Origin of the sequence: Pseudomonas sp. UBA6323 (genome assembly GCF_002439135.1) — a bacterium.
In the GTDB taxonomy this organism is placed as follows: Bacteria; Pseudomonadota; Gammaproteobacteria; order Pseudomonadales; family Pseudomonadaceae; genus Aquipseudomonas.
This window is the reverse complement of record NZ_DJSX01000040.1, coordinates 24316-47850: the sequence shown is the minus strand read 5'-3', so window position 1 is coordinate 47850 and position 23535 is coordinate 24316. Positions and strand designations below refer to the sequence as shown.

Here is a 23535-nt window from a genome sequence, read left to right as displayed (position 1 = left end):
GGCCGAACATAGGATCTACGGCAACTCGTCAGCTCAGGTAGTCCAGTTCTCCGGTTCGTTGACCACGTTGAGCAGGGCCCGCAGGCGGCCATAATCGCGACCGTTGAACGCGAAGGCCAGGCGGGTGAGGTCGCGCAATTCCGGTTCGTCGCGTTCCTGCTCGCCATGAGGCTGCTGGGTGAACCCGCCCTCTTTGCACAGGCAGGAGAAGTCGCTGTGCAGCTTCGCCAGAGCCGCTTCGTTGAGCGGGTGATTGAGGCGAATCACGAAGCGATCCTTGAGCCAGCGGCTGGAGTGGAAGTTGCGATAGAAGCGGGCGATTTCATCCACGGCCTCTTCAGCGCTGTAGACCAGGTGCAGCAGATTGAGGTCGGTCGGCAGGATGTAGCCATTATCGCCGAGCTGCCGGCGGATGAACCCCAGCGCATCTTCCCAGTAGCTGCCACCCGGTTGATCGAGCAGCACCACCGGCACCAACGGACTCTTGCCGGTCTGGATCAGGGTGAGCACCTCCAGGGCTTCATCGAGCGTGCCGAAACCGCCGGGGCAGAGCACCAGGCCATCGGCTTCCTTGACGAAGAACAGCTTGCGCAGGAAGAAGAAGTGGAACGAGAGCAGATGGTGACTGCCGCGCATGGTGGCATTGGCGGCTTGCTCGAAGGGCAGGGTGATATTGAACCCCAGGCTGTTTTCCGTGCCGGCGCCTTCATGAGCCGCCGCCATGATGCCGCCACCTGCCCCCGTGACCACCATCAGGTCGCGGCGCGCCAGTAGTTCGCCGAGTTCGCGAGCTAGCCGATACAGGGGATTATCGGCTGGCGTACGTGCCGAGCCGAACACCGTGACCTTGCGCCGGCGCTTGAGCTGCTCCAGCACGCCGAAGGCATGTTCCATTTCGCGCAGGGTCTGCATCATGATCTTGGCATCCCAGCGGTTGCGATCTGCCTGGGCCATATGGATGACGGTGGTGAGCATTTCACGGTAAAGCGACAGGTTGGGGCTGTTGCTCGGGGCTGCCAGCGCCACCAGTTCCTCTACCTTGCTGCTCAGGTCGACCTCGCTGGTTTGCACGTGGCGCGACAGATAGTCGTCCGCTTCAAAGGGCATGGAAACTCTCCTCTTCCGGGCCTGAGAAAGGCACAGCCGCTCAACTTGGCCGGCTCCCTGATTATGGCGTGTCAGGTAGCTTGCCACAGCCACGCTGCCGTTTCGTTGCCCGCTTTTCGTAAGCGTCGATTACGGGGCGATTCTGTTCAGTCGCTCATGCAGGATCTGCCAGCCATGAAGAACTGCTTCTGTCCGCGGCTGGTGGGCATAGGGCTGGTAGCCGACGAGCGGCGGAACCTCGCCCGCTACGCCGAGTCTGCTGTTTGGTCAAGGTGAAGGGAGTGACAGGCATGCCCAAGCTGACTCTGGAGATTGAAACGAGCCTCTATCGCATGCTGCAGCAGGCAGCACATAACAGCCAGCTGAGTCTCGAGGACGAGTGCATGCGTCGCCTCGAAGGTGGTGGGCGACGCTCACGCTACATGGAGGCCTTGCTTGCCGAACTGCGCGCCGATGACGCGCAGCGCCGGGTGCACAGGGGCTGACGCCAGCCTTCGATCAGAGGCCGCAGTCGCCCTTGTCGAAGACTTCGACGGCTACCGGGCGATTGCTGCGGTATTCGCTGAACTGGTAACGCAGTTGCGCGCCTTCGGCCAGCAGGCTGCGATAACCCGAATTGCGGCAGACGCTGGCGGCCAGTTGCGCACGCACGATATCGGGATTGCCGCGCATCTGCGCAGCATGCGCTTCACGTACGCTGAGGTGGTTGATCAGCGTATGGCCTTCCACGGTATAGCCCTGATCGAGAATGTCCTCGTTGATCGCCCGTGGCGTGCCTTCGCTGCTTTGCCGGGCGACCTGCTCCAGGGTGCGAGTCAGTTCCATCTCCTTCAGCGAAGCGGCCTGAACGGTAGAAAACATCAGGCTGAACGCGAGGGCGGGAAGGATGTAGCGCAGCATGTAATGACTCCTGAAAACGTGGACGAGGGTTGGACAGGGCCTCGGGAAGAATGTTCGCGGCACGGCCGTTGGCTGTCTGAAACGGCGTATTACCGATAACAGCGCTGCATGCTGTCCAGGCGGCAAGACTCGCCTTTTTCGACGCAAGCCGGTACGTGATGACCTTAGGTAGTGTACTGGTTTGGCCAGACGCTCGGGCGCAGGCATGCCGTCATCCAATGGATGTGCGACGTTCAGGCGAGATGCTCGGCCGCCTACCTCGGCTGGCCTGATCTGGGCGACGACCGCGCCGGCGCGTACGACCCCCGCATCCACTTCATCGGTCTGTCCTTGGCCCACGCCGTTCGAAGGGCGAGCGCGGTGGTAGAATCCCGCCCCCGTTTGCAGTTGCTCCCTCCATGACTCATCCAGCCCCACATGCCGTTGCCCGTTTGCGCGCAGAGCGCCTGGCGCGCAGCGTAAAACCCTTCATCGCCCGCGGCTCGCGTGCCGAGCGCTGTCCGCACTGCCGGGTGCAGCCGACGCATTGCCTGTGTGCCTGGCGCCCGCAGGTCCAGGCCAATGCCGGCATGTGCCTGGTGATGCACGATATCGAGGCGCTGAAACCTAGCAATACCGGTTGGCTGATCGCCGACGTGGTGCCTGAAACTTACGCCTTCGGCTGGATGCGCACCGCTGTCGATCCGGCGCTGCTGGAGCTGTTGGCCGATCCGCAGTGGCAGCCCTATCTGGTCTTTCCCGGTGAGTACGTAACGCCGCAGCGCGTGGTGGAAGAGGTGCGGCTTGTGCCCGGTAAGCGGCCGCTGTTCGTGCTGCTCGATGCCACCTGGACCGAGGCGCGCAAAATGTTTCGCAAGAGCCCTTATCTGGACGCCTTGCCGGTGCTCAGCCTGACCCCGGCGCAACTGTCACGCTATCGTCTGCGTCGCTCCACGCGCGGGGAGCATCTGTGCACGGCCGAAGTGGCCGCCATGTGCTTGGAGCTGGCGGGTGATCTGCGCGCCGGCGAGGCGCTGGACGACTATCTCGATGCTTTCAGCCAGCACTACCTGGCGGCTAAGCGGCGCCTGCCACTGGAGCTCAACGACGCTCTGCACCAGCGCTTGCAGTCGTACCGCTGAGATCGCTCGGCAGAGGCTTGGGCCACAGCTGAGCCAGCAGCATGCCGCCGAACATCAGTGCACAACCCAGATAGCCGCGCAGTGCCAGCACCTCACCCAGCAGCAGGGCGCCGGCTATCGCGGCGAACACCGCCTCCAGCGAGAGAATGATCGCCGCGTGCGAGGCGATGGCATGCTGCTGCGCGACCACCTGCAGGGTAAAGCCCACCGCTACGCCGAACAGGCCGCCATAGAGAATGGCCGGTGCGGCCTGGAGGATGCCGTCCAGTGTCGCGGTTTCGAATACCGCTGCCAGTAGCAGGCTGATCACCGCGCAGGTGGCGAACTGGATGAAGGCCAGGCGCAGCGGGTCGTGGCGGCTGGCGAAGTAGCCCACCAGCAACACGTGAACACCCCAGACGAAGGCGCCGGCCAGCTGCAGCCAGTCGCCTGAGGCCACGGTGAAACCCTCACCGACGCTGAGCAAAAACATGCCGACCACCGCCAGGCTGGCGCCCAGCCAGATGCCTGCACTGCTGCGCTGGCCGATCAGCAGGCCGAGAATCGGTACGACGATCACGTACAGCCCGGTGATGAAGCCGGAGTTGGTCACTGTGGTGAACAGCAGGCCGACCTGCTGCAGGTTGATGCCCAGCGACAGCGCCAGGCCCATGATCACGCCACCGATCAGCAGGTTGCGATTCAGAGGAGCGACGGGGCGTTTTTGACGACGTTGCAGCAGGGCCAGCACCGGCAGCAGCGCCAGGCAGGCCAGGACGAAACGCAGGCCGGTATAAAGGAAGGGGCCGATATTATCCATGCCCAGGCGCTGGGCGACGAATGAGCTGCCCCAGATCATCGCGGTAATCAGCATCAACAGGTCGGCGCGCAGGGCTTGGCTTCGCATCGGAGCGTCTCGCTAGGAAAGTTGCGCATGCTGCCGCAAAGCGTTGAGCTTGACCACCCCGCCACAGCTCGGCATGCTGAGCGCCGCCGTCGGTCCGAGTGGGGAGTCTGTGATGTGGATGAGCAGGCTTGAGCGGATCTTCAGGCGAAAAGCACTGCCATACTCACCTCGGTGCCACTCATAAGAAGAACAGGATCTGCCAATGGCCGCCTATGAAATCCTGATTGCCGACGACCACCCGCTGTTTCGCAGCGCACTGCAGCAAGCATTGACCCTGGGGCTGGGGCCTGAGGTCCGTCTGGTAGAAGCTGCCAGCATCGCTGAACTTGAAGGCCATCTGGCCGCCAAGAGCGACTGGGACCTGGTCCTGCTCGATCTGAACATGCCGGGCGCCTACGGGTTTTCCGGCCTGGTGCTGCTGCGCGGTCAGTACCCGCAGATACCCGTAGTGATGATTTCCGCTCAGGAAGAAGCTTCCGTGGTCAACCGCTCCCGCGAGTTCGGCGCCAGCGGCTTCATCCCCAAATCCAGCCCGCTGGACACCTTGCAGCAGGCCGTGCGTCAGGTGCTCGATGGCGACACCTGGTGGCCGCCGCTGGCCGAGGAGAGCGCACCGGTGTCCGAAGAGGCCAAGGCCGCCAGCGCCGGCCTCGCCAGCCTGACGCCGCAACAGTTCCGCGTACTGACCATGGTTTGCGAAGGTCTGCTGAACAAGCAGATCGCCTACGAGCTGAGCGTGTCCGAGGCGACGGTCAAGGCGCATGTTACGGCGATTTTCCGCAAGCTCGGCGTGCGTACCCGCACTCAGGCGGCGCTGCTGTTGCAGCAGATGGAGTCGATTCCGGGCTGATATCGAGGCGCCGCGTGACGCCGGAGCGCCGCTGACCGTTCAGACGATCGGTGGCAGGACGATCTGATCACTGCGGCTGACTCCGGCGGTCAGCGCACGACACTGCTCGAGAAACTCGCGCATCGCCGCCGTCTGGTACTTCTGCTTGTGCCAGATGAAGTAGAACTGCCGGCGCAGGTCCAATTCCGGGGTCTCCACCGGCATCAGACTGCCGCGGCGAAAGGCGTCGCGTAGCGCCAGGCGCGAAATGCAGCCGATGCCCAGGCCTGATTCCACCGCGCGTTTGATCGCCTCGGTGTGTTCCAGCTCCAGGCGGATATTGAGGTTGCGCGGGTGATGACGCATGGCCTGATCGAAGGTCAGGCGGGTGCCCGAGCCCTGTTCGCGCAGAATCCAGGCTTCGTGCGTCAGCTCTTCCAGGCTGGCGCTGCCGCGCTTGGCCAGCGGGTGCTGCGGGGCGCAGAACACCACCAGCTCATCCTCGACCCAGGGTTGCACCTCAATGTCCGGGTGCTGGCAGTTGCCTTCGATCAAACCGAGATCCAGCTCGTAATGGGCGATCTGCTGCACCACATGGGCGGTGTTGTGCACCTGCAATTTCACCCGACACTCCGGGTGGTGCTGCATGAAGCTGCCAATCAGTAGCGTGGCCAGGTAGTTGCCCACGGTCAGCGTGGCGCCGACGTTCAGCGAGCCATAACCACTCTTACCGCTCAGCAGGCGTTCGATCTCGCGCGCCTGGTCGATCAGCGCCACGGCCTCGGGCAGCAACTGCCGGCCCAATGCGTTGAGCGCCAGGCGCTTGCCGGCGCGATCGAACAGCTGGCAGTCGGACTGGCGTTCCAGCTCGGTCAGCGAGGTGCTGGTCGCCGACTGCGACAATGCGAGCGATTGCGCCGCGCGCGAGACGCTCTCATGCTGCGCCACGGCAACGAATACCTGAAGTTGTCTGAGAGTAAATCGCATATCGATATAACCGATAACCTATATCTTGATAATCCACTTAACAGATATTGTTGCCGCGAATAGAATGCCGCGCAATCGCGCCTTCGGCGCTGAAGTACTTCGAGGAAATCATCATGAGCAATATGAACGTCGAGCGCGTGCTCAGCGTCCACCACTGGAACGATACGCTGTTCAGCTTCAAGTGCACCCGTGATCCGGGCCTGCGCTTCGAAAATGGCCAGTTCGTGATGATCGGCCTGCAGCAGGACAATGGCCGCCCGTTGATGCGCGCGTACTCCATCGCCAGCCCGAACTGGGAAGAGCACCTGGAATTCTTCAGCATCAAGGTGCCGGACGGCCCGCTGACCTCGCAGCTGCAGCACCTGAAGGAAGGCGACGAGATCATCATCAGCAAGAAGCCCACCGGCACCCTGGTGCTCGATGACCTCAACCCCGGCAAGCACCTGTACCTGCTGAGCACCGGCACCGGCCTGGCGCCGTTCATGAGCGTGATCCAGGACCCGGAAACCTACGAGCGCTTCGAGAAGGTGATTCTGGTGCACGGCGTGCGTTACGTGAACGAAGTCGCCTACCGCGAGTTCATCACCGAGCACCTGCCGCAGAACGAATTCTTCGGCGACGCGCTGAAGAACAAGCTGATCTACTACCCGACCGTGACCCGTGAGCCGTTCGAGAATCAGGGCCGCCTGACCGATCTGATGCGCAGCGGCAAGCTGTTCGCCGACATCGGCCTGCCGCCGATCAACCCGCAGGACGACCGCGCGATGATCTGCGGTAGCCCGAGCATGCTCGACGAGACCAGCGAAGTGCTCGACAGCTTCGGCCTGAAGATTTCCCCGCGCATGCGTGAGCCGGGTGACTATCTGATCGAACGCGCCTTCGTCGAGAAGTAAGCCGTTTCGTGAAAATGACAAAGCCGCCCAGTGGGCGGCTTTGTCGTTGTAGGAGCGAATTTATTCGCGATGCGTATTGGCCAATCGCGAATGAATTCGCTCCTACAGGTGCTTGATCAGTCGTGGTGCGATCTCCCGGATTGCATCCGGGCTACGGTGCTGATCAGGTGCGCCCGCGGCGCCTTGTTATTCGCGGGCAAGCCCGCTCCCACGGAGTGACTATCAGCAGAGTAGGGCCTGTGGGAGCGGACTTGTCCGCGAACTGCGGTCTTGAATATTTAAAGGCGCTTGGCGTCGATGATCAGCACAGGCTCGCGCGGTACGTTCTGGTGCATGCCGCGGTTGCCGGTGGGTACCTGGGCGATCTTGTCCACCACGTCCATGCCGCGGGTCACCTTGCCGAACACGGCGTAGCCGAAGTCGTGCGAGCTGTGGTCGAGGAAGGCGTTGTCCTTGTGGTTAATGAAGAACTGGCTGGTGGCAGAGTCGCGCGCTTGAGTGCGGGCCATGGCCAGGGTGCCACGGACGTTGTGCAGGCCATTGTCGGCCTCGTTCTTGATAGGTGCTTCGGTGTCCTTCTGGCGCATGTCGGCATCGAAACCGCCGCCTTGGATCATGAAGCCCGGAATCACCCGGTGGAACTGCGTGCCGTTGTAAAAGCCGCTGTCGACGTACTGGAGGAAGTTCTGCGTGCTGACCGGTGCCTTGTCGGCGGCCAGCTCCACTTCCACCTCACCCAGGCTGGTGGTCAGCAGCACCTTGGGGTTTTCCGCAGCCAGCAGGCTGGACGACAGCAGCAGGGCGCCAGTGGCGAGAACGAGTTGCTTGAGCATGATGGTCAGTTTTCCTTGTTGGCAGTCTCGCCGAGGAAGGCGAGCAGGGCGCTATTAAAGCGTTCGGGTTGATCCAATGGTGTGGCGTGGCGCGAATTTTCGATCACCAGCAGACGCGCATCGGGCATTTCTGCCACGTATTCACGTTTGCGTTCAACTGGCGTGTAGTCGCGGTCGGCGGTGATGACCAGGGTAGGACAGGTGATGCGTTCCAGGCGTTCCCGCACGCCCCAGCCGATGATGGCATCGAGGCTGGCGAGATAGGCGCGCTTGTCGTTCTGCGGCCAGCGTTCTTCGACCTTGCGCCGCAGCTCGGCCTGTTCCGGTCTGGGGAACAGCAGCTTGGCCAACGCCTTGGCGATGGTCTCCAGGCTGAGCAGGCGCGAGAGCGTCCAGCGCTTGGCAATTTCCAGCCAGTCACGCGGACTTTTCGCCTTGACCTCGGGCCCGCTGTTGACGATGGTCAGGCTGCGCAGCAGTTCAGGGCGGTCGACGCCAAGCTGAAAGCCGATCATGCCTCCCATGGAGATGCCTACCAGGTGTACGGGGGGCAATTGCAGGTATTCGATCAGCGCCGCCACGTCATCGGCGAAATCGGCGATGCGATAGGCGCCGCGCGGCTTGTCCGAGCGGCCGTGACCGCGTACGTCAAGGGCGATCACCCGATAGTGCTGCGCGAGCGCGGGAATCTGGTATTCCCAGTCGCGCGTGCTCGAGCCCAGGCCATGCACCAGCAACAGCGGCGTACCCTGGCCGTAGTCCTCATAGTGCAGGGGGCAGCCATCGTTGTCGAAGTAGGGCATGCAGGGGCTCTCAGTGGTTCGACTGCGGGGCGGCGAAGGCGGCGTCCAGGGGGGCGGCGTCGAAGTTCTTGATCAGCTCGATGAGAATCTGCGTGGCCGGGCCGAGCACGCGCTCCTTGTTGCTGTAGAGGAAGAAGCGTGGCTTGCGGATGCCGCCCTGAGCCAGCGGCAATGGTTTGAGCAGGCCTTCCTGCATTTCCCGGTCGATCAGGTGGCGTGGCAGCCAGGCGAAGCCCAGGCCGCTGCTGACGAAGGTGCGCGCAGTGGGCAGGCTGCCGACCGTCCAGCGCTGCTCCGCGCCCAGCCAGCCGGCATCGCGCGGTTGCAGGCGACCCGTGTCACGGGTCACGACCTGCATCTGCCCTTCGAGATCCTGAAAACTCAGCTCGCGTTGCAGGCGGTGCAACGGGTGCTCAGGGTTGGCGACGGCGACGAACTCCACTTCGTTCAGCTCGATACCCAGGTGACCGGTGATGTTCAGCGCGCTGATGGCCAGGTCGGCGGTGCCTTCGAGCAGCACTTCTTCGACCCCGGACAGCACTTCCTCGCGCAGGCGCACGCGGCAACCCCGGCTCTGCGGCATGAAGGCGGTCAAGGCGCGGACGATATTGGCGGTGGGGTAAGCGGCGTCCACCACCAGGCGCACTTCGGCTTCCCAGCCCTGCTCCATGTGGTGCGCCAGGTCTTCCAGTTGGCTGGCCTGCTTGACCAGTTGCCGCGAGCGGCGCAGCAGCACGTCGCCGGCCTCGGTGAGCACGGCCTTGCGGCCGTCGATGCGCAGCAGCGGTACGCCGAGTTGTTCCTGCATGCGCGCCACGGTATAGCTGACCGAGGATTGCGAGCGGTGCAGCACTTCGGCGGCCTGGGCGAAGCCGCCCTGATCCACCACGGCTTGCAGCGTGCGCCATTGATCCAGGGTTACGCGAGGAGCTTTCATCACATCATCCTGCCTGAGTCGGCCTGTTACACTGGCTCACCGATGTTGGAGAGCACCGATGAAAAAAATAATCTGTTTGCTGTTCGCCTTCCTGCCGCTAGCCGCTCATGCCTATCCCATCGAAGTGGAAAAACAGCTCAACGGCGCCGAGGTCTCAGCCACTACCCAGGATATCGACCACAACATGGCGGCGTTGAAGCTCTACAACTATGGTCAGAGCGAAGCCGAGTGCAGTGCGGTGTTCCGCAATGGCCCCGAGGCGCCGCGTACCCGGCGCACCGTCCTGGCTCCAGGCGCCAGCAACAACATGACGGTGAAGTTCAGCCGCAGCGTGATTCGCCTGCGAATCAATCTGACCTGCGGGCTAAAGTGAGGAAAGCCTAGACGCGGCTTGCAGATAAATCAAATTCATCGATATATGTAAGCGGATATTTACGCTTTTTAATCGAATGATGCGTCTATAATCTGTGCTCCATCGACTCTCAACTACCCGATGGAGCCTTCAGACATGTCCCGTGTTCTCGTAATTGAAAGTAGCGCCCGCCAGCAAGGTTCGGTCTCTCGCGAACTGACTCAGCAATTCATCGCCAAGTGGCAGGCCGAGCACCCCGCTGACCAGATTCAGGTTCGCGACCTGGCAGCCGAGCCTGTACCTCACCTCGATGCCACGCTGCTGGGTGGCTGGATGACCCCGAGCGAGCAGCAGAGCGAGGCGGAAAAAGCTGCGCTGGCGCGCTCCAATCAGCTGACCGATGAGCTGCTGGCCGCCGATGTGCTGGTGCTGGCTGCACCGATGTACAACTTCGCCATTCCCAGCACCCTCAAGGCCTGGCTGGACCATGTGCTGCGCGCCGGCGTGACCTTCAAATACACCGAAACCGGTCCGCAGGGGCTGCTGACCGGCAAACGCGCGTTCGTGCTGACCGCTCGCGGCGGCATCTACGCCGGCAGCGGTCTGGATCATCAGGAACCCTACCTGCGTCAGGCGCTGGCCTTCATCGGTATCCACGATGTGCAGTTCATTCACGCCGAAGGCCTGAATCTGGGCGGCGAGTTCAGCGAAAAAGGCCTGGCGCAGGCCAGAGCCAAACTGGCTGAGCTTGCCTGATTGACCTGATCCCTTCTTAGCGGCGCGTTCTCAAGTGGGACGCGTCGCCCGCTCGTTCCGCCCTCACCACTACCGTTCATCCGCAGCGTATTACGGTAGATGGTTCTGCATCTTCAAAAAATGACGCAGTGGCCGATACTCATCCAATTATCAATCCGCGTGGCGAGCCGTACTAGGCTCGTCCCGCGCAAGGCTGGGGAAAAACGGTGGATCTGGCGACGCTGATCGGTTTGGTGGGTGCTTTGGTGGTGATCGGCGCGGCGATTATTCTCGGAGCATCCAGCGAGGTGTTCTTCAACGTGCCGTCGCTGCTAATCGTAGTGGTAGGCAGTCTGTTCGTGGTGCTGGTGAAATTCAGCTTCGGGCAGTTTCTCGGGGCCTTCAAGGTGGTGGCCAGGGCGTTTCGCTTCCGTCTGCCATCGGTGGAAAGCTGCATCAGCGAGATGGTTGAGATCGCTCAGGTAGCGCGCAAGGAGGGCGTATTGGCGTTGGAAGGGCGCGACTTCAGTTCGCCGTTTCTGTCGGCCGGCGTGCAGCTGATGATCGACGGCCAGGGCCAGGACACCATTCGCGCCTTTCTGGAAAAGGAGAGGGTGTTGACGCTCGAGCGCAACCGCGAGGGGGCCAAGGTGTTTTCCGCCATGGGCGACGTCGGGCCCGCCATGGGCATGATCGGTACGCTGGTGGGCCTGGTGCAGATGCTGTCGAACATGGAGGACCCCAAGTCCATCGGCCCAGCGATGGCCGTGGCGCTGCTGACCACGCTTTACGGGGCGATGATGGCGACCATGATCTGCCTGCCGCTGGCGGACAAGCTGAGCCTGCGCAGTAGCGAGGAGGCGCGGATGCAGGCCTTGTGGATAGATGCCCTGCTGGCCATTCAGGATGGTGTCAATCCACGCATTATCGAACAGATGCTCAAGAGCTACCTGCCGCCCTCGAAGCGTGAGCTGCAGGCCGAGAAGTCGGGCTAGGGGGCAGAAATGGAACTACCGGAAGAAGAAACCCGGGCGATGCCAGCCTGGGTCATGACCTTCGCTGACCTGATGTCGCTGCTGATGTGCTTCTTCGTGCTGCTGCTGTCGTTTTCCGAAATCGATGCGCAGCGCTTCAAGCAAATCGCCGGCGAGTTGGCCAAAGCCTTTGGTGTGCAGCGCGAGGTACCGGCGCTGGAGGTGCCACTGGGCACCAGCCCGGTGTTCGACAAATTTTCCCCCGGTAAGCCGGAGCCGACGGAAGTGCAGGAAATTCGTCAGCAGACCACCACCCGGGATCCCCATCTCGATACCCTGCGCGGCGATGCTGAGGCCGAATTGCTGGCGCGCGCCGAGGCGCAGGTTGATCAGCAGATGAGCGAGAGCGTCACTGCGCTGCAGCAACTTCTGCAGAGCGAGCTGAGCGAGGGGCGCCTGCAGTTGCTGGAAGAAAGGCGGCGGATCATTCTCAGGGTCGAGGAGCGCGGCTCCTTCGCTTCCGGCTCGTCGGAGCTGACGCCGGCGTTCGAAGACATGCTGTTGGGCATGAGCGAGCTGCTGGCGGGGATACCTGGCACCCTGACCGTTGAAGGTCATACCGACGACCTGCCGATCAGCACCGCGCGCTATCGCTCGAACTGGGATTTGTCTGCCGCACGCGCATCGGCGGTAGCCAATGCCCTGCTGTTCAACCCCGCGCTTGAGCCGCAAAGGCTGGAGGTCAAGGGGTTCGCCGATACCCGGCCGCGGGTAGCCAACGATTCGCCTCAGCAGCGAGCATTGAACCGGCGCGTGGAGATCATCATCGACCAGAGTGCCAGCGATGAGGATCAGGCCGAGCAACTACGCAGCCTGATGGGCGATCAGCTGCAGCACGAGGTCGAGACGCAGCGACGCTGATCTGGCTGTTGTCGTCTGGCTGGGCTATGGTGCCGGCCCCAGTTCGACCCGGAGCGTCCAATGCGTTACCTGCTGATCGTCACCCTGCTGTGGGCCTTCTCCTTCAGTCTGATCGGTGAATACCTTGCCGGTCGGGTCGACAGCTATTTTGCAGTGCTGACGCGTATTGTCATTGCCGGTTTGCTGTTCGTGCCGCTGACCCGCTGGCGCGGCCACGCTCCGGCGTTCGTGCGTGGCATGCTGCTGATTGGCGCGCTGCAGTTCGGTATCACCTACGTCTGCCTGTACCTGAGCTTTTCGGTACTGACGGTACCGGAAGTGCTGCTGTTCACCATCCTTACGCCGTTGCACGTGACGCTTATCGAGGATGCGTTGAACCGCAGGTTCAACCCTTGGGCACTGGCGGCGGCACTGGTGGCGGTGCTGGGCGCCGGGATTATTCGTTACGACGGCATCAGCAGCGGCTTCCTGCTGGGTTTCCTGCTGCTGCAGGTGGCCAACTTCACCTTCGCCGCCGGGCAAGTGCTGTATAAGCACCTGTTGCTAAAACATCCCTCGAGCGAGCCGCAGTACAGGCGTTTCGGTTTCTTCTACCTGGGCGCGTTGCTGATAGCGCTGCCGGCCTTCCTGGTGCTGGGCAACGGCGAACGCCTGCCCAGTTCCACGCTGCAATGGGGCGTGCTGGTGTGGCTCGGCGTGGTGGCGTCCGGCCTGGGTTTGTACTGGTGGAACAAGGGCGCCAGTCTGGTCGACGGTGGCACCCTGGCGGTGATGAACAACGCACTGGTGCCGGCCGGTCTGCTGGTCAACCTGCTGATCTGGAATCATGACGCCGATCTGCTGCGTCTGGCCCTCGGCGGCGCGGTGATCGCCGCCTCGCTGCCGCTGGTCAACCTGGGTCATAAACGGCGCACGCCTGTCGAGGTGCACTGATGCAACTGTCCGGACGTGGCGTTGCGCTGTCGATTGCCGCCTCGATGCTTTTCGCCTTGCTGCCCGGCTATGTGCAGTGGCTGAGCCCGCTCGATGGTGTGCAGATCTTCGCGCAGCGCGTGCTCTGGTCGATTCCTTTTGTCCTGTTGCTGGTGCTGCTGGCGCGGCAGACAGGCTCGCTGCGCGAGACCTTCGTACGCTTGCGCCGCGAGCCGCTGTTGCTGGCCGCCTGCCCGTTGGCGGCGGTGCTGATCGGCGTGCAGTGGGGGCTATTTCTCTGGGCGCCACTGGCCGGGCACATGCTGGCAGTGTCCATGGGCTACTTCCTGCTGCCGTTGGCCATGGTGCTGACCGGGCGACTGTTCTTCGGCGAGCGCCTGCGCCCGCTGCAACAGCTGGCGGTGGCCTGCGCCATGCTCGGTGTCCTGCACGAGCTTTGGCGTACTCAGGCGTTCTCCTGGCTGACGCTGGTCACCGCCCTGGGTTACCCGCCTTATTTCATGTTACGCCGCTGGATGCGCCTGGACGCTTTGTCCGGCTTCGTGTTGGAGATGCTGATGCTGGCGCCCTTGGCGATCTGGCTGATCATTGCCTACGGTCCCGTCGGCGCGTTCGTTGATCGTCCGCAGCTGTGGTTGCTGGTGCCGGCGATGGCGCTGATCGGTACCCTGGCGTTTGCCGCTTACATGGCGTCGAGTAGGCTGCTGCCGCTGGGGTTGTTCGGCATTCTCAGCTATGTCGAGCCGGTACTTTTGTTCGGCGTGGCGCTACTGGTGCTGGGTGAGACCTTCGATGCGGGGCAATGGCTGACCTACCTGCCGATCTGGGCGGCGGTCCTGCTGGTCGGTTGGGACAGCGCGCGGCTGCTGCACAGGCAGCAGCGCGAGAGCGTCAGGCCGCGTTGATGCGCGGCGCGGGGATTGGTGTCACTGCACTGGCCTGCTTCTGCACCTGATAGTGCAGCTGCAGGGTGCCGCTGTTGAAGCGGCGCTGCTCGCTCAGCGTCAGGCTGCGTTCCATGCCGGTGGCCAGTAGCGGAACGCCGGCACCAAGCAGGTGTGGCACCAGATTGATCACCATCTCGTCGATCAGCCCGGCGGTGTAGCAATTGCCGGCGAGCAGGCTGCCGCCGACCAGCCAGAGGCGCTGAAAACCGGCTTCGTTCAGGGCCGCAACGGCTTGGGCCGGAGTGCAGTGGGTCAGCTGAATTTCATCGCTGGCGCGCGGCAGGGCGAGGCGCGTCAGCACCACGCAGGGCTTGCCGGGGTAGGGCCAGGGGCCGCCGCGCTGGAGCAGCGCTTCATAGGTGACCCGCCCCATCAGCAGGGCGTCGATGCCCGAGTAGAAGTACTGGAAGCTGTACTCCTCGTCAGCCTGCAGCAGGGAGTCGAACCAGTCGATGCGGCCATCGGGGCGCGCGATGTAGCCATCGAGGCTGGAGGTGACGTGGTAGATCAGGGACGGGGTCATCATGCACCTATCGGCGTGCTATCTGAAAGTTGGAGTGGTGCCGCCGAAACAAGTTCGTCATGCGCCGCACCGCTTGTCGGAAGCCTCTCAGTCCAGCACCTCACGCAGGATCTCGTAGGCGATGCCCGTGGCGATGGCCGCCAGCACCACGTCGCGTCCGATCTGCTTCCATTAGTAGGCGTCGTAATGTGGCAGGCGGCCGTCTGTCGGCGCCTGAATGTGAGCCGCATGCAAAGAAATTCGGCCCCGACGCCGGAAACCGTTAGGCTATGCACCGTTTTGTCGATTTTTCGAGGTAGTGCCCCCGTGTTTGCCCAATTCGCCCTGCATGAACGCCTGCTGAAAGCCGTGGCCGAGCTTAACTTCGTCGAGCCGACGCCGGTGCAGGCGGCAGCGATTCCGCCTGCGCTTCAGGGCAAGGACCTGCGGGTGATCGCCCAGACCGGCAGCGGCAAGACCGCCGCGTTCGTCCTGCCGTTGCTCAATCGCCTGCTGGGTGACGGCAACTCTAAGCAACGTCTGAGTATCCGCGCGCTGATCCTGCTGCCGACCCGCGAGCTGGCGCAGCAGACGCTCAAGGAAGTCGAGCGCTTCGCCCAGTTCACCTTCCTCAAGGCCGGCCTGGTCACCGGTGGCGAGGACTTCAAGGTGCAGGCCGCGATGATGCGCAAGATCGACATCCTCATCGGCACGCCAGGACGTCTGATCGAACATGCCAATGCCGGCAACTTGCCGCTCGATGAGGTCGAGGTGCTGGTGTTCGACGAGGCCGACCGTATGCTCGACATGGGCTTCGCCGAAGACGCCCAGCGTCTGGCCGAGGCCTGCGGCCCGCATCAGACCCTGCTGTTTTCCGCCACTACTGGCGGCAATGGCCTGCGCGAGATGGTTGCCAAGGTGCTCAGGGAGCCGCAGCACCTGATGCTCAACAGCGTCAGTCAGCTCAACGAAGGCACGCGTCAGCAGGTCATCACCGCTGACCACAACCATCACAAGGAGCAGTTGGTCGACTGGCTGCTGGCCAACGAGACCTATGACAAGGCCATCGTCTTCAGCAACACCCGGGTGCAGGCTGACCGCCTGTACGGCAAGCTGGTCGCCGCCGGGGTCAAGGCCTTCGTGCTGCACGGCGAGAAGGACCAGAAGGACCGCAAGCTGGCCATCGAGCGCCTGCGCCAGGGAGCCGTCAAGGTCCTGGTGGCCACCGACGTGGCCGCGCGTGGCCTGGATGTCGAGGGGCTGGATCTGGTGATCAACTTCGACATGCCACGTTCCGGCGACGAATACGTGCACCGCATCGGCCGCACCGGCCGCGCTGGTGGCGAAGGCCTGGCGGTGTCGCTGATCTGCCATACCGACTGGAACCTGATGTCGAGCATCGAGCGTTACCTCAAGCAGCGTTTCGAGCGCCGCACCATCAAGGAGCTCAAAGGCGTCTACCAGGGGCCGAAAAACCTCAAGGCGTCCGGCAAGGCCGCTGGCAGCAAGAAGAAAAAGGCCGAGAAGAAAGACCCGAAGAAAGCTGCCGCGCCCAAGCGCAAGGCTGGCCCGCGCCCGGCTGGCAAGCCATCAACTCTGGTCAGTGCCGACGGCAGCGCGCCGCTCAAGCGCAAGAAGCCAATGGCAGAGTAACCAGGTTGTGGTGGGAGGTCCTTCAGCGGCGAGTCGCGGCTGAAGCCCCTCCCACAGTTTCACTCCATCCCGACGAAACCGCCGGTCTGATGCTGCCAGAGGCGTGCGTACAGGCCGCCGTGAGCGATCAGTTCGGCGTGGGTGCCGGTTTCGATGACCTGGCCCTTGTCGATCACCACCAGACGATCCATGCGTGCGATGGTCGACAGGCGGTGGGCGATGGCGATCACCGTCTTGCCTTCCATCAGGCTGTCCAGGCTTTCCTGAATGGCCGCTTCGACTTCCGAATCCAGTGCCGAGGTGGCTTCGTCGAGCACCAGGATCGGCGCGTCCTTGAGCAGCACGCGGGCGATGGCGATGCGCTGGCGTTGGCCACCGGACAGTTTCACGCCGCGCTCGCCCACCTGCGCATCCAGGCCGCGGCCGCCCTGGCTGTCATCGAGGGTAGGGATGAACGCATCGGCGCGCGCCTTGCGCACCGCTTCCCAGAGTTCGTCGTCGCTGGCGCCGGGTTTGCCGTAGCGCAAGTTGTCGCGGATCGAGCGATGCAGCAGTGAGGTGTCCTGGGTCACCACGCCAATGTTGGCGCGCAGGCTTTCCTGGGTCACCGTGGCGATGTCCTGGTCGTCGATCAGGATGCCGCCGCTTTCCAGGTCGTACAGGCGCAGCAGCAGGTTGACCAGGGTCGACTTGCCGGCGCCGGAGGGGCCGACCAGGCCGATTTTCTCGCCGGGGCGAATATCGATGCTGAGGCCGGCGATCACGCCGCCCTTCTTGCCGTAGTGGAAGTGGATGTCGTCGAAGCGCACGCCGCCTTGTTGCACCTTGATCGGTTTGGCGTCCGGGCGATCGAGCACCTGGCGCGGCTGGACGATGGTCTGCATGCCGTCCTGCACGGTGCCGACGTTCTCGAAGATGCCGTTGACCACCCACATGATCCATTCAGCCATGTTGTTGATGCGGATCACCAGGCCCAGCGCCAGGGCGATGGCGCCGGTGGTGATCAGCGACTGGCTCCACAGCCACAGCGCCAGGGCGCCGGTGCCGACGATCAGCACGCCGTTCAGGCAGGTGATGAGAAAGTCCAGCGCGGTGATGGTGCGCGACTGCAGGCGGAATTTGTCGAGCAGGTCCTGCATGGCTTCGCGGGCGTAGCCTTCTTCTTCCTGCGAGTGGGCGAACAGCTTGAGCGTGGCGATGTTGCTGTAGCCGTCCACCACCCGGCCCATGACCTTGGAGCGTGCCGAGGAGGCGGCGGCCGAGCGCGCCTTGATGCGCGGTACGAAGTACCACAGGGCCGCGCTGTAACCGACGATCCACAGGGCCAGCGGCACCACCAGGCGCAGGTCGGCGGCGGCGAACAGGTAAAGCGCGCTGCCGGCATAGACCACCACGTGCCACAGCGCGTCGATCACCTGCATGGCCGAGTCGCGCAGCGAGGGGCCGGTCTGCATCACGCGCTGGGCGACGCGCCCGGCGAAATCGTTCTGGAAGAAGCTCAGGCTCTGCTTGAGCACGTAGCGGTGGTTCTGCCAGCGAATCAGGTTGGTCAGGCCAGGGTTCACCGCCTGATGGGTGAGCAGGTTGTGCAGGCCGAACACGATGGGGCGGATGATCAGCGCCACCAGCAGCATCCACAACAACTCGCGCTGGTGCTCGTGGAAGAAGGTGCTGGCGTCCGTGCTGGCCTGAGCCATGTCGATCAATTGGCCGAGGAAGCTGAACAGCGCCACCTCGATCAGGGCGGCGAAGAAGCCGATGATCAGCACGGCGACCATCAGCGGCCACACTTGTTTCAGGTAGTGGCCGTAGAAGTGCAGCATGCCGGCTGGCGGGGCGACGTCGGGGCTGGGTTTGAAGACGTCGATCAGGGATTCGAAGCGGCGAAACAGCATTGCAGGCGCCCTGCCCAGATAAATGGACGCTGATAGTACCGCTGTTAGTGCGAGCGAGTCTCAGTCAAAAGTGGTTTCTGCAACTCGCTGGCCCAAGCCAGCAGTGGAACCTCCAGTCCGGGTTGCCAGATGCGTTTGAACAACAGCGTCAGGTGCCCGACTTCGCCGCGCTCAAACGGCAGACGATCGAGGCGCGGGTGCACCTGCCACTGGCCATCGCGCAACTGGGCGAAGTCGAAGCGGAAAGGGTGAAAACCGGTCATGCCCAGGCGCAGGTCGGTGACGATCAGGCGATCACCGACCTGGTCGTAACGCAGCACGCCACCGGTGAACCACTCCAGGCGCTGGTGCATCGGCGAGGCCGCCAGTGGTTCGCGCAGGTGCGTACCGCGTGGCAGGCGCTGCAGTTGCGGTGGCTGGTCATCGAACCAGCCGATCAGGGCTTCGTGATAGTCCTCGCCGTCCAGTACGATCACTCGCCACAGCAGGGTGTTGAACGGCGTTGGGGTGATGAACAGTTGTTCGGCCTGAATGCCCTGGCGCGCCAGCTCACGCTCCACGCGCTGCTCGGCCATGAACTTGCCGGTCAGGCTGAAGCCGATGTACAGCATCGACACCGTCAGCGCCACGGCCGGTACGCGTCAGCTCTGTTCGCGCAGCCCTGTGAACAGGCTGATCACCACCGCGGCGAGCAATGGCACGCTGTACAGCGGGTCGATGATGAACAGGCTGGACCAGGCTGTAGGCGTTGGCATCAGCGGCCAGAACAGCTGGGTACCGTAGCTGGTGAAGGCGTCCAGTAAGGGGTGAGTGATCAGCACCAGCCATAGCGTCAGTAGTAAACGATTGGCCGAATAACCGGGGTGCGGGCGAAAACGCCTGGCCAGCCAGGTCAGTAGCAGTGCCAGGCCGCTCAGAACGAACAGCGAATGGCTGAAGCCGCGGTGGTAGGTCATGTTGGCCACGGCATCGCCGTAATCCATGACCACGTCCAGGTCGGGAACGGTGGCGAGCATTGCGCCATAGAGCAGGGCTTTGCGCCCCTGCCAGCGGCCGAGCAGCGCGCCCTGGATGCTGGCGCCTAGTACCGCCTGGGTTATCGAGTCCATCGAGTGCTTCCGGAAAAATACAGGCCGCTACGTTAGCCGAGGCGCCCGACGAATGCCGTGGGGAAATTTCAAGCAAAGATTACAGCTGTGGCGGGTATCCTGATGCCCATGCCTTTCAAGAAAACACGGCCATGCTGATCGTCTCCAACAGTATTCATATCCCCGATGAAGAAATCGAGCTGACCGCCATCCGCGCCCAGGGCGCAGGCGGGCAGAACGTCAACAAGGTGTCCAGCGCCGTGCACCTGCGCTTCGACAGCCAGGCCTCGTCGCTGCCGCCGTTCTACAAGGAGCGCTTGTTGGCATTTGCCGACAGTCGTATCACCGCCGATGGCGTGGTGGTGATCAAGGCACAGCAGTACCGCACCCAGGAACAGAATCGTGCCGATGCCCTCGATCGCCTTGCCGAGCTTATCCGCACGGCCGGCAAGGTGGAAAAGAAGCGCCGCCCGACCAAGCCGACCCTCGGGTCGAAGAAGCGCCGTCTGGACGGCAAGAGCAAGCGCGGTGCGATCAAGGCGGGGCGGGGCAAGGTGGATTTTTAGCAGGCCGTTGAAAAACGTCGGCGAGGCAGGCAAGACAAGGCAAAAACGGCCGAAAAAGCGCAGTTTACGAGCTGTAAATGAGCATTTTGAGGCCGGTTTTAACGCAGTATTGCCAACGCAGGTAGTTTTTCAATGGCCTGCTAGCCGCGCGCAGCTAGATAAGCCTGGTAATCGGGGATACGGTACTCGTGCTGCTGTTCCAGCAGGCTGCTGCTGAGCAGGTAATCGGCGCTGCTTTCGTTGCACGCCACCGGGATGTTCCAGACGGCAGCCACGCGCAACAGGGCCTTGATGTCTGGGTCGTGTGGCTGCGGCTCGAACGGGTCCCAGAAGAACACCAGCATGTCCACGCGCTGTTCGGCGATGCGCGCGCCGATCTGCTGGTCGCCGCCCAGCGGGCCGCTGATCATGCTCTCCACCGGTAAATCCAGACGTTTGCTCAGAAGCAGGCCGGTGGTGCCGGTGGCCACCAGCTCATGGCGCGCGAGCTTGTCGCGCTGACGTTCGCACCAGTCGAGCAGGAAGCCCTTGCAGTGATCGTGCGCTACCAGGGCGATGCGCTTGCGCGCCGGCAGTTCGGCGCGGGTAAAGCTGATACGGCTCATCGAGCCTCCTGTTCAGTTCAAGCGGGCCAGCACCAGGCAGTTGTCCAGCATGCGGTTGGAGAAGCCCCACTCGTTGTCATACCAGGCCATCACCTTGAGCAGCTTGCCGCTGACCTTGGTGTGGTTGGCGTCGAAGATCGATGACAACGGGTTGTGGTTGAAGTCGCAGGACACCAGCGGCAGCACGTTGTAACCCAGCACCGAGGATTGCTCGCTGGCCGCCTTGAGCAGGGCGTTGGCTTCCTCTGCGGTGGTTTCGCGTTTGACCTGCAGGGTCAGGTCAACCAGTGACACATTGATCACCGGTACGCGTACCGCCATGCCGGTGAGCTTGCCGGCCAGCTCCGGCAGCACCAGGCCGACCGCTTCGGCCGCACCAGTCTTGGTCGGGATCATCGATTGGGTTGCCGAGCGCGCGCGGTAAAGGTCGCTGTGGTAGACATCGGACAGATTCTGGTCGTTGGTGTAGGCGTGGATGGTGGTCATTAGCCCCTGTTCGATGCCCAGCTCGCGCTGCAGCACCTGCGCCACCGGCGCCAGGCAGTTGGTGGTGCAGGAGGCATTGGAGATGATCTGCATGTCCGGCGTTAGCACCTGTTCGTTGACGCCGTACACCACGGTGGCGTCGGCGCCTTTGGCAGGCGCGGAGATCAATACCTTGCGCGCGCCGGCGGCAAGATGCGCGGCTGCCTTGTCGCGTTCGGTGAACAGCCCGGTGCATTCGAGCACCACATCGACCTGATGGGTTTTCCAGGGCAGCTCGGCCGGGTTGCGAATGGCGCTGACGGCGATGCGATCACCCTTTATCCACAGGCTTTCGCCGTCGACTTTCACTTCTTCGGGGAAATGGCCGTGGACGCTGTCATATTGCAGGAGGTGCGCATTGATCGTGCTGTCGCCCAGATCGTTGATGGCCACGACTTGCAGGTGCTGACGATAATTCTGGGTATAAAGTGCGCGTAGCACGTTGCGGCCGATACGGCCGAAGCCATTGATGGCGATTCGTAGTGTCATGGTGAGGGTCTCGTTAATTTGTTGTTGTAATTACAAGATTATTCCCATCGCTATGGAAATCAAGCGTGCCGGGTGGCAATATTTTGTTGTAAATACAAACAGACGCTAGCAGCTAGCCTGGAGATTTCCCATGCATCCCCGCGTTGTCGAAGTTACCGAACGTCTTGTCGAGCGCAGCCGCGCCACGCGCCAGCGCTACCTTGAGATGATCCGTGCAGCTGCCAGCGAAGGCCCGCAGCGGGGCAAGCTGCAATGCGCCAACTTCGCTCACGGCGTCGCCGGCTGCAGCGGTGACGACAAACAGACCCTGCGTCTGCTGGATGCGGCCAATGTGGCCATCGTTTCTGCTTACAACGACATGTTGTCGGCGCATCAGCCTTACGAGGTCTTTCCCGAGCAGATCAAGCAGGCCCTGCGCGAACTCGGTTCAGTAGGGCAGTTCGCCGGTGGCGTGCCGGCCATGTGCGATGGCGTCACCCAGGGCGAACCGGGCATGGAGCTGGGCATTGCCAGCCGCGAGGTGATCGCCATGTCCACGGCCGTGGCGCTGTCGCACAACATGTTCGACGCTGCGCTGTACCTGGGTGTGTGCGACAAGATCGTGCCAGGGCTGATGATGGGCGCACTGCGTTTTGGTCACCTGCCATCGCTGTTCGTGCCGGCCGGGCCGATGACCTCGGGTCTGTCCAACAAGGAGAAGGCTGATGTGCGTCAGCGCTACGCCGAAGGCAAGGCGACCCGCGAAGAGCTGCTGGCAGCGGAAATGGCCGCTTACCACGGGCCGGGCACTTGCACCTTCTATGGCACCGCCAATACCAACCAGTTGCTGATGGAGGTGATGGGCCTGCATCTGCCGGGCGCCTCGTTCATCAATCCGGGCACGCCGCTGCGCGAGGCGCTGACCCGCGAGGCTGCGCAGCAGGTGACGCGCCTGACCAAGCAGAGTGGGAGTTTCATGCCCATCGGCGAGATCGTCGACGAGCGCTGCCTGGTCAATTCCATTGTCGCCCTGCACGCCACGGGCGGCTCGACCAACCATACACTGCACATGCCGGCCATCGCCCGCGCTGCCGGCATTCTGCTGACCTGGCAGGACATGGCCGATCTGTCCGAGGTGATGCCGACCCTGGCCCACGTTTATCCCAACGGCAAGGCCGACATCAATCACTTCCAGGCCGCTGGCGGCATGGCCTTTCTGATTCGTCAGTTGCTTGATGCCGGGCTGTTGCATGAAGAGGTCAACACCGTGGCCGGGCGCGGTTTGTCGCGCTATACCCAGGAGCCTTTCCTCGAGGATGGCAAGCTGGTCTGGCGCGACGGGCCGACCGAGAGCCTGGAGGAGAGCGTGCTGCGTCCGGTGGCACGGCCGTTCTCGGCCGAAGGTGGGCTGCGTTTGATGCAGGGCAATCTTGGCCGTGGCGTGATGAAGGTGTCCGCCGTGGCACCCGAGCATCAGGTAGTCGAAGCGCCGGCGCTGGTGTTCGAGGATCAGCTGGAGCTGGTCGAGGCGTTCAAGGCCGGCAAGCTGGAGCGCGATTTCGTCGCCGTGGTGCGTTTCCAGGGGCCGCGCAGCAACGGCATGCCAGAGCTGCACAAGATGACGCCTTATCTGGGCGTGCTGCAGGATCGTGGTTTCAAGGTGGCACTGGTCACCGATGGGCGTATGTCCGGCGCCTCGGGCAAGATCCCGGCGGCCATTCATGTCTGCCCGGAGGCCTTCGATGGCGGGCCGCTGGCGCGGGTGCGCGACGGCGACCTGATACGTGTCGATGGTCAAAGCGGGCAGCTGGTACTGCAGGCCGACGAGGCTGAGTTCGCCGCACGTGAGACGGCGTCGAGGCCAGCTCCGGCAATGGGCTGCGGGCGTGAGCTGTTCGCCTTCCATCGCCATAACTTCAGCACGGCGGAGCAGGGCGCCAGTGCCTTTACCGAGAGCCTCGAGTCGCTGGTCTGACGCTCACTCGTGTGTAGCCCGGATGAAATTCGGGGTTGTCTTCCGATGTAGGGCAGCTAACCTGCCGGTCGAGTTGGCGGGTTGCACCCGCCCTACACCT

Annotated in this window: 24 protein-coding genes and 1 pseudogene; 13 read left to right on the top strand and 12 right to left on the bottom strand. The window is 62.9% G+C overall.

The annotated features are described in order from the left end of the window. Window positions 1-33: 33 nt before the first annotated feature. A complete protein-coding gene (locus tag B3P22_RS09030; RefSeq protein WP_296270715.1) occupies window positions 34-1107 on the bottom strand; it encodes an LOG family protein in 1074 nt (357 codons plus the stop codon). A 290-nt stretch (window positions 1108-1397) separates the two neighbouring features. On the opposite strand from B3P22_RS09030, the gene B3P22_RS09025 reads away from it, so the two are divergent. Then, window positions 1398-1592: a hypothetical protein gene (locus B3P22_RS09025; protein WP_296270714.1), complete on the top strand. Its 195-nt coding sequence runs from the start codon at window positions 1398-1400 to the stop codon at window positions 1590-1592. Window positions 1593-1605: 13 nt separating this feature from the next. On the opposite strand, the gene B3P22_RS09020 is transcribed toward B3P22_RS09025, so the two are convergent. Next, window positions 1606-2007 carry a quorum-sensing-regulated virulence factor family protein gene (locus B3P22_RS09020; protein ID WP_296270713.1) on the bottom strand — a complete coding sequence of 134 codons (402 nt, stop codon included), beginning with the start codon at window positions 2005-2007 and terminating at the stop codon, window positions 1606-1608. A 398-nt stretch (window positions 2008-2405) separates the two neighbouring features. Here B3P22_RS09020 and B3P22_RS09015 point away from each other — a divergent pair, with 398 nt between their 5' ends. After that, a complete protein-coding gene (locus B3P22_RS09015) occupies window positions 2406-3128 on the top strand; it encodes a tRNA-uridine aminocarboxypropyltransferase (RefSeq protein WP_296270712.1) in 723 nt (240 codons plus the stop codon). On the opposite strand, the gene B3P22_RS09010 is transcribed toward B3P22_RS09015, so the two are convergent. Beyond that, a complete protein-coding gene (locus B3P22_RS09010) occupies window positions 3088-4014 on the bottom strand; it encodes a DMT family transporter (RefSeq protein WP_296270711.1) in 927 nt (308 codons plus the stop codon). The two genes, B3P22_RS09015 and B3P22_RS09010, sit on opposite strands and share 41 nt — an antisense overlap. 202 nt (window positions 4015-4216) lie before the next feature. On the opposite strand from B3P22_RS09010, the gene erdR reads away from it, so the two are divergent. After that, window positions 4217-4864, top strand: a complete 648-nt coding sequence (erdR, locus tag B3P22_RS09005; protein WP_296270710.1) for a response regulator transcription factor ErdR — start codon at window positions 4217-4219, stop codon at window positions 4862-4864. Window positions 4865-4903: 39 nt separating this feature from the next. Here erdR and B3P22_RS09000 read toward each other — a convergent pair whose 3' ends face one another. Beyond that, complete coding sequence (locus B3P22_RS09000; RefSeq protein ID WP_296270709.1) at window positions 4904-5830, bottom strand: LysR family transcriptional regulator; 927 nt, start codon at window positions 5828-5830, stop codon at window positions 4904-4906. 113 nt (window positions 5831-5943) lie between these two features. Here B3P22_RS09000 and fpr point away from each other — a divergent pair, with 113 nt between their 5' ends. Beyond that, entirely contained in the window at window positions 5944-6723 is a 780-nt protein-coding gene (fpr, locus tag B3P22_RS08995; RefSeq protein ID WP_197855155.1) for a ferredoxin-NADP reductase, read from the top strand. Between the two features lie 278 nt (window positions 6724-7001). On the opposite strand, the gene B3P22_RS08990 is transcribed toward fpr, so the two are convergent. Genes B3P22_RS08990 through B3P22_RS08980 form a run of 3 tightly spaced genes read right to left on the bottom strand, consistent with a single transcriptional unit; the run spans window position 7002 to window position 9296 of the window. Beyond that, window positions 7002-7556, bottom strand: a complete 555-nt coding sequence (locus B3P22_RS08990) for a peptidylprolyl isomerase (RefSeq protein ID WP_296270708.1) — start codon at window positions 7554-7556, stop codon at window positions 7002-7004. 5 nt (window positions 7557-7561) lie between these two features. After that, window positions 7562-8359, bottom strand: a complete 798-nt coding sequence (locus B3P22_RS08985; RefSeq protein WP_296270707.1) for an alpha/beta fold hydrolase — start codon at window positions 8357-8359, stop codon at window positions 7562-7564. Window positions 8360-8369: 10 nt separating this feature from the next. After that, entirely contained in the window at window positions 8370-9296 is a 927-nt protein-coding gene (locus tag B3P22_RS08980) for a LysR family transcriptional regulator (RefSeq protein WP_197855160.1), read from the bottom strand. A 58-nt stretch (window positions 9297-9354) separates the two neighbouring features. On the opposite strand from B3P22_RS08980, the gene B3P22_RS08975 reads away from it, so the two are divergent. From B3P22_RS08975 to rarD, 6 genes are all read left to right on the top strand, one after another. Then, a complete protein-coding gene (locus B3P22_RS08975) occupies window positions 9355-9669 on the top strand; it encodes a 3-phosphoglycerate kinase (RefSeq protein ID WP_296270706.1) in 315 nt (104 codons plus the stop codon). A 135-nt stretch (window positions 9670-9804) separates the two neighbouring features. Continuing rightward, window positions 9805-10404 carry an FMN-dependent NADH-azoreductase gene (locus B3P22_RS08970; RefSeq protein ID WP_296270705.1) on the top strand — a complete coding sequence of 200 codons (600 nt, stop codon included), beginning with the start codon at window positions 9805-9807 and terminating at the stop codon, window positions 10402-10404. 206 nt (window positions 10405-10610) lie between these two features. Then, the gene (gene pomA / locus B3P22_RS08965; protein ID WP_296270704.1) at window positions 10611-11378 is read left to right on the top strand and encodes a flagellar motor protein PomA; all 768 of its coding nucleotides are present in this window, start codon (window positions 10611-10613) and stop codon (window positions 11376-11378) included. Between the two features lie 9 nt (window positions 11379-11387). Then, the gene (locus tag B3P22_RS08960) at window positions 11388-12278 is read left to right on the top strand and encodes a flagellar motor protein MotB (RefSeq protein ID WP_296270703.1); all 891 of its coding nucleotides are present in this window, start codon (window positions 11388-11390) and stop codon (window positions 12276-12278) included. Between the two features lie 60 nt (window positions 12279-12338). After that, window positions 12339-13211, top strand: a complete 873-nt coding sequence (locus B3P22_RS08955) for a carboxylate/amino acid/amine transporter (protein WP_296270702.1) — start codon at window positions 12339-12341, stop codon at window positions 13209-13211. Then, a complete protein-coding gene (rarD, locus tag B3P22_RS08950; RefSeq protein ID WP_296270701.1) occupies window positions 13211-14116 on the top strand; it encodes an EamA family transporter RarD in 906 nt (301 codons plus the stop codon). The genes B3P22_RS08955 and rarD overlap by 1 nt, the downstream gene beginning before the upstream one ends. Here the strand turns inward: rarD and B3P22_RS08945 are convergent. Beyond that, window positions 14103-14681: a dihydrofolate reductase family protein gene (locus tag B3P22_RS08945; protein WP_296270716.1), complete on the bottom strand. Its 579-nt coding sequence runs from the start codon at window positions 14679-14681 to the stop codon at window positions 14103-14105. The genes rarD and B3P22_RS08945 overlap by 14 nt on opposite strands. A 306-nt stretch (window positions 14682-14987) precedes the next feature. Between B3P22_RS08945 and B3P22_RS08940 the strand changes: the two genes are divergently transcribed. Then, window positions 14988-16313, top strand: a complete 1326-nt coding sequence (locus tag B3P22_RS08940) for a DEAD/DEAH box helicase (protein ID WP_296270700.1) — start codon at window positions 14988-14990, stop codon at window positions 16311-16313. 59 nt (window positions 16314-16372) lie between these two features. Here B3P22_RS08940 and B3P22_RS08935 read toward each other — a convergent pair whose 3' ends face one another. Both B3P22_RS08935 and B3P22_RS08930 read right to left on the bottom strand, forming a co-directional pair. Continuing rightward, window positions 16373-18208: an ABC transporter ATP-binding protein gene (locus B3P22_RS08935; RefSeq protein ID WP_296270699.1), complete on the bottom strand. Its 1836-nt coding sequence runs from the start codon at window positions 18206-18208 to the stop codon at window positions 16373-16375. 44 nt (window positions 18209-18252) lie between these two features. Then, a pseudogene (locus B3P22_RS08930) lies at window positions 18253-19317 on the bottom strand (metal-dependent hydrolase). A 131-nt stretch (window positions 19318-19448) separates the two neighbouring features. Between B3P22_RS08930 and arfB the strand changes: the two are divergent. Next, a complete protein-coding gene (gene arfB, locus B3P22_RS08925) occupies window positions 19449-19862 on the top strand; it encodes an alternative ribosome rescue aminoacyl-tRNA hydrolase ArfB (RefSeq protein WP_296270698.1) in 414 nt (137 codons plus the stop codon). A gap of 140 nt (window positions 19863-20002) precedes the next feature. Here the strand turns inward: arfB and B3P22_RS08920 are convergent, their stop codons facing one another. Next, window positions 20003-20467 carry a methylglyoxal synthase gene (locus tag B3P22_RS08920; RefSeq protein ID WP_161864507.1) on the bottom strand — a complete coding sequence of 155 codons (465 nt, stop codon included), beginning with the start codon at window positions 20465-20467 and terminating at the stop codon, window positions 20003-20005. A gap of 12 nt (window positions 20468-20479) precedes the next feature. Next, complete coding sequence (gene gap / locus B3P22_RS08915; protein WP_296270697.1) at window positions 20480-21481, bottom strand: type I glyceraldehyde-3-phosphate dehydrogenase; 1002 nt, start codon at window positions 21479-21481, stop codon at window positions 20480-20482. Window positions 21482-21611: 130 nt separating this feature from the next. On the opposite strand from gap, the gene edd reads away from it, so the two are divergent. Beyond that, complete coding sequence (gene edd / locus B3P22_RS08910; RefSeq protein ID WP_296270696.1) at window positions 21612-23435, top strand: phosphogluconate dehydratase; 1824 nt, start codon at window positions 21612-21614, stop codon at window positions 23433-23435. The last annotated feature ends 100 nt before the right edge of the window (window positions 23436-23535 follow it).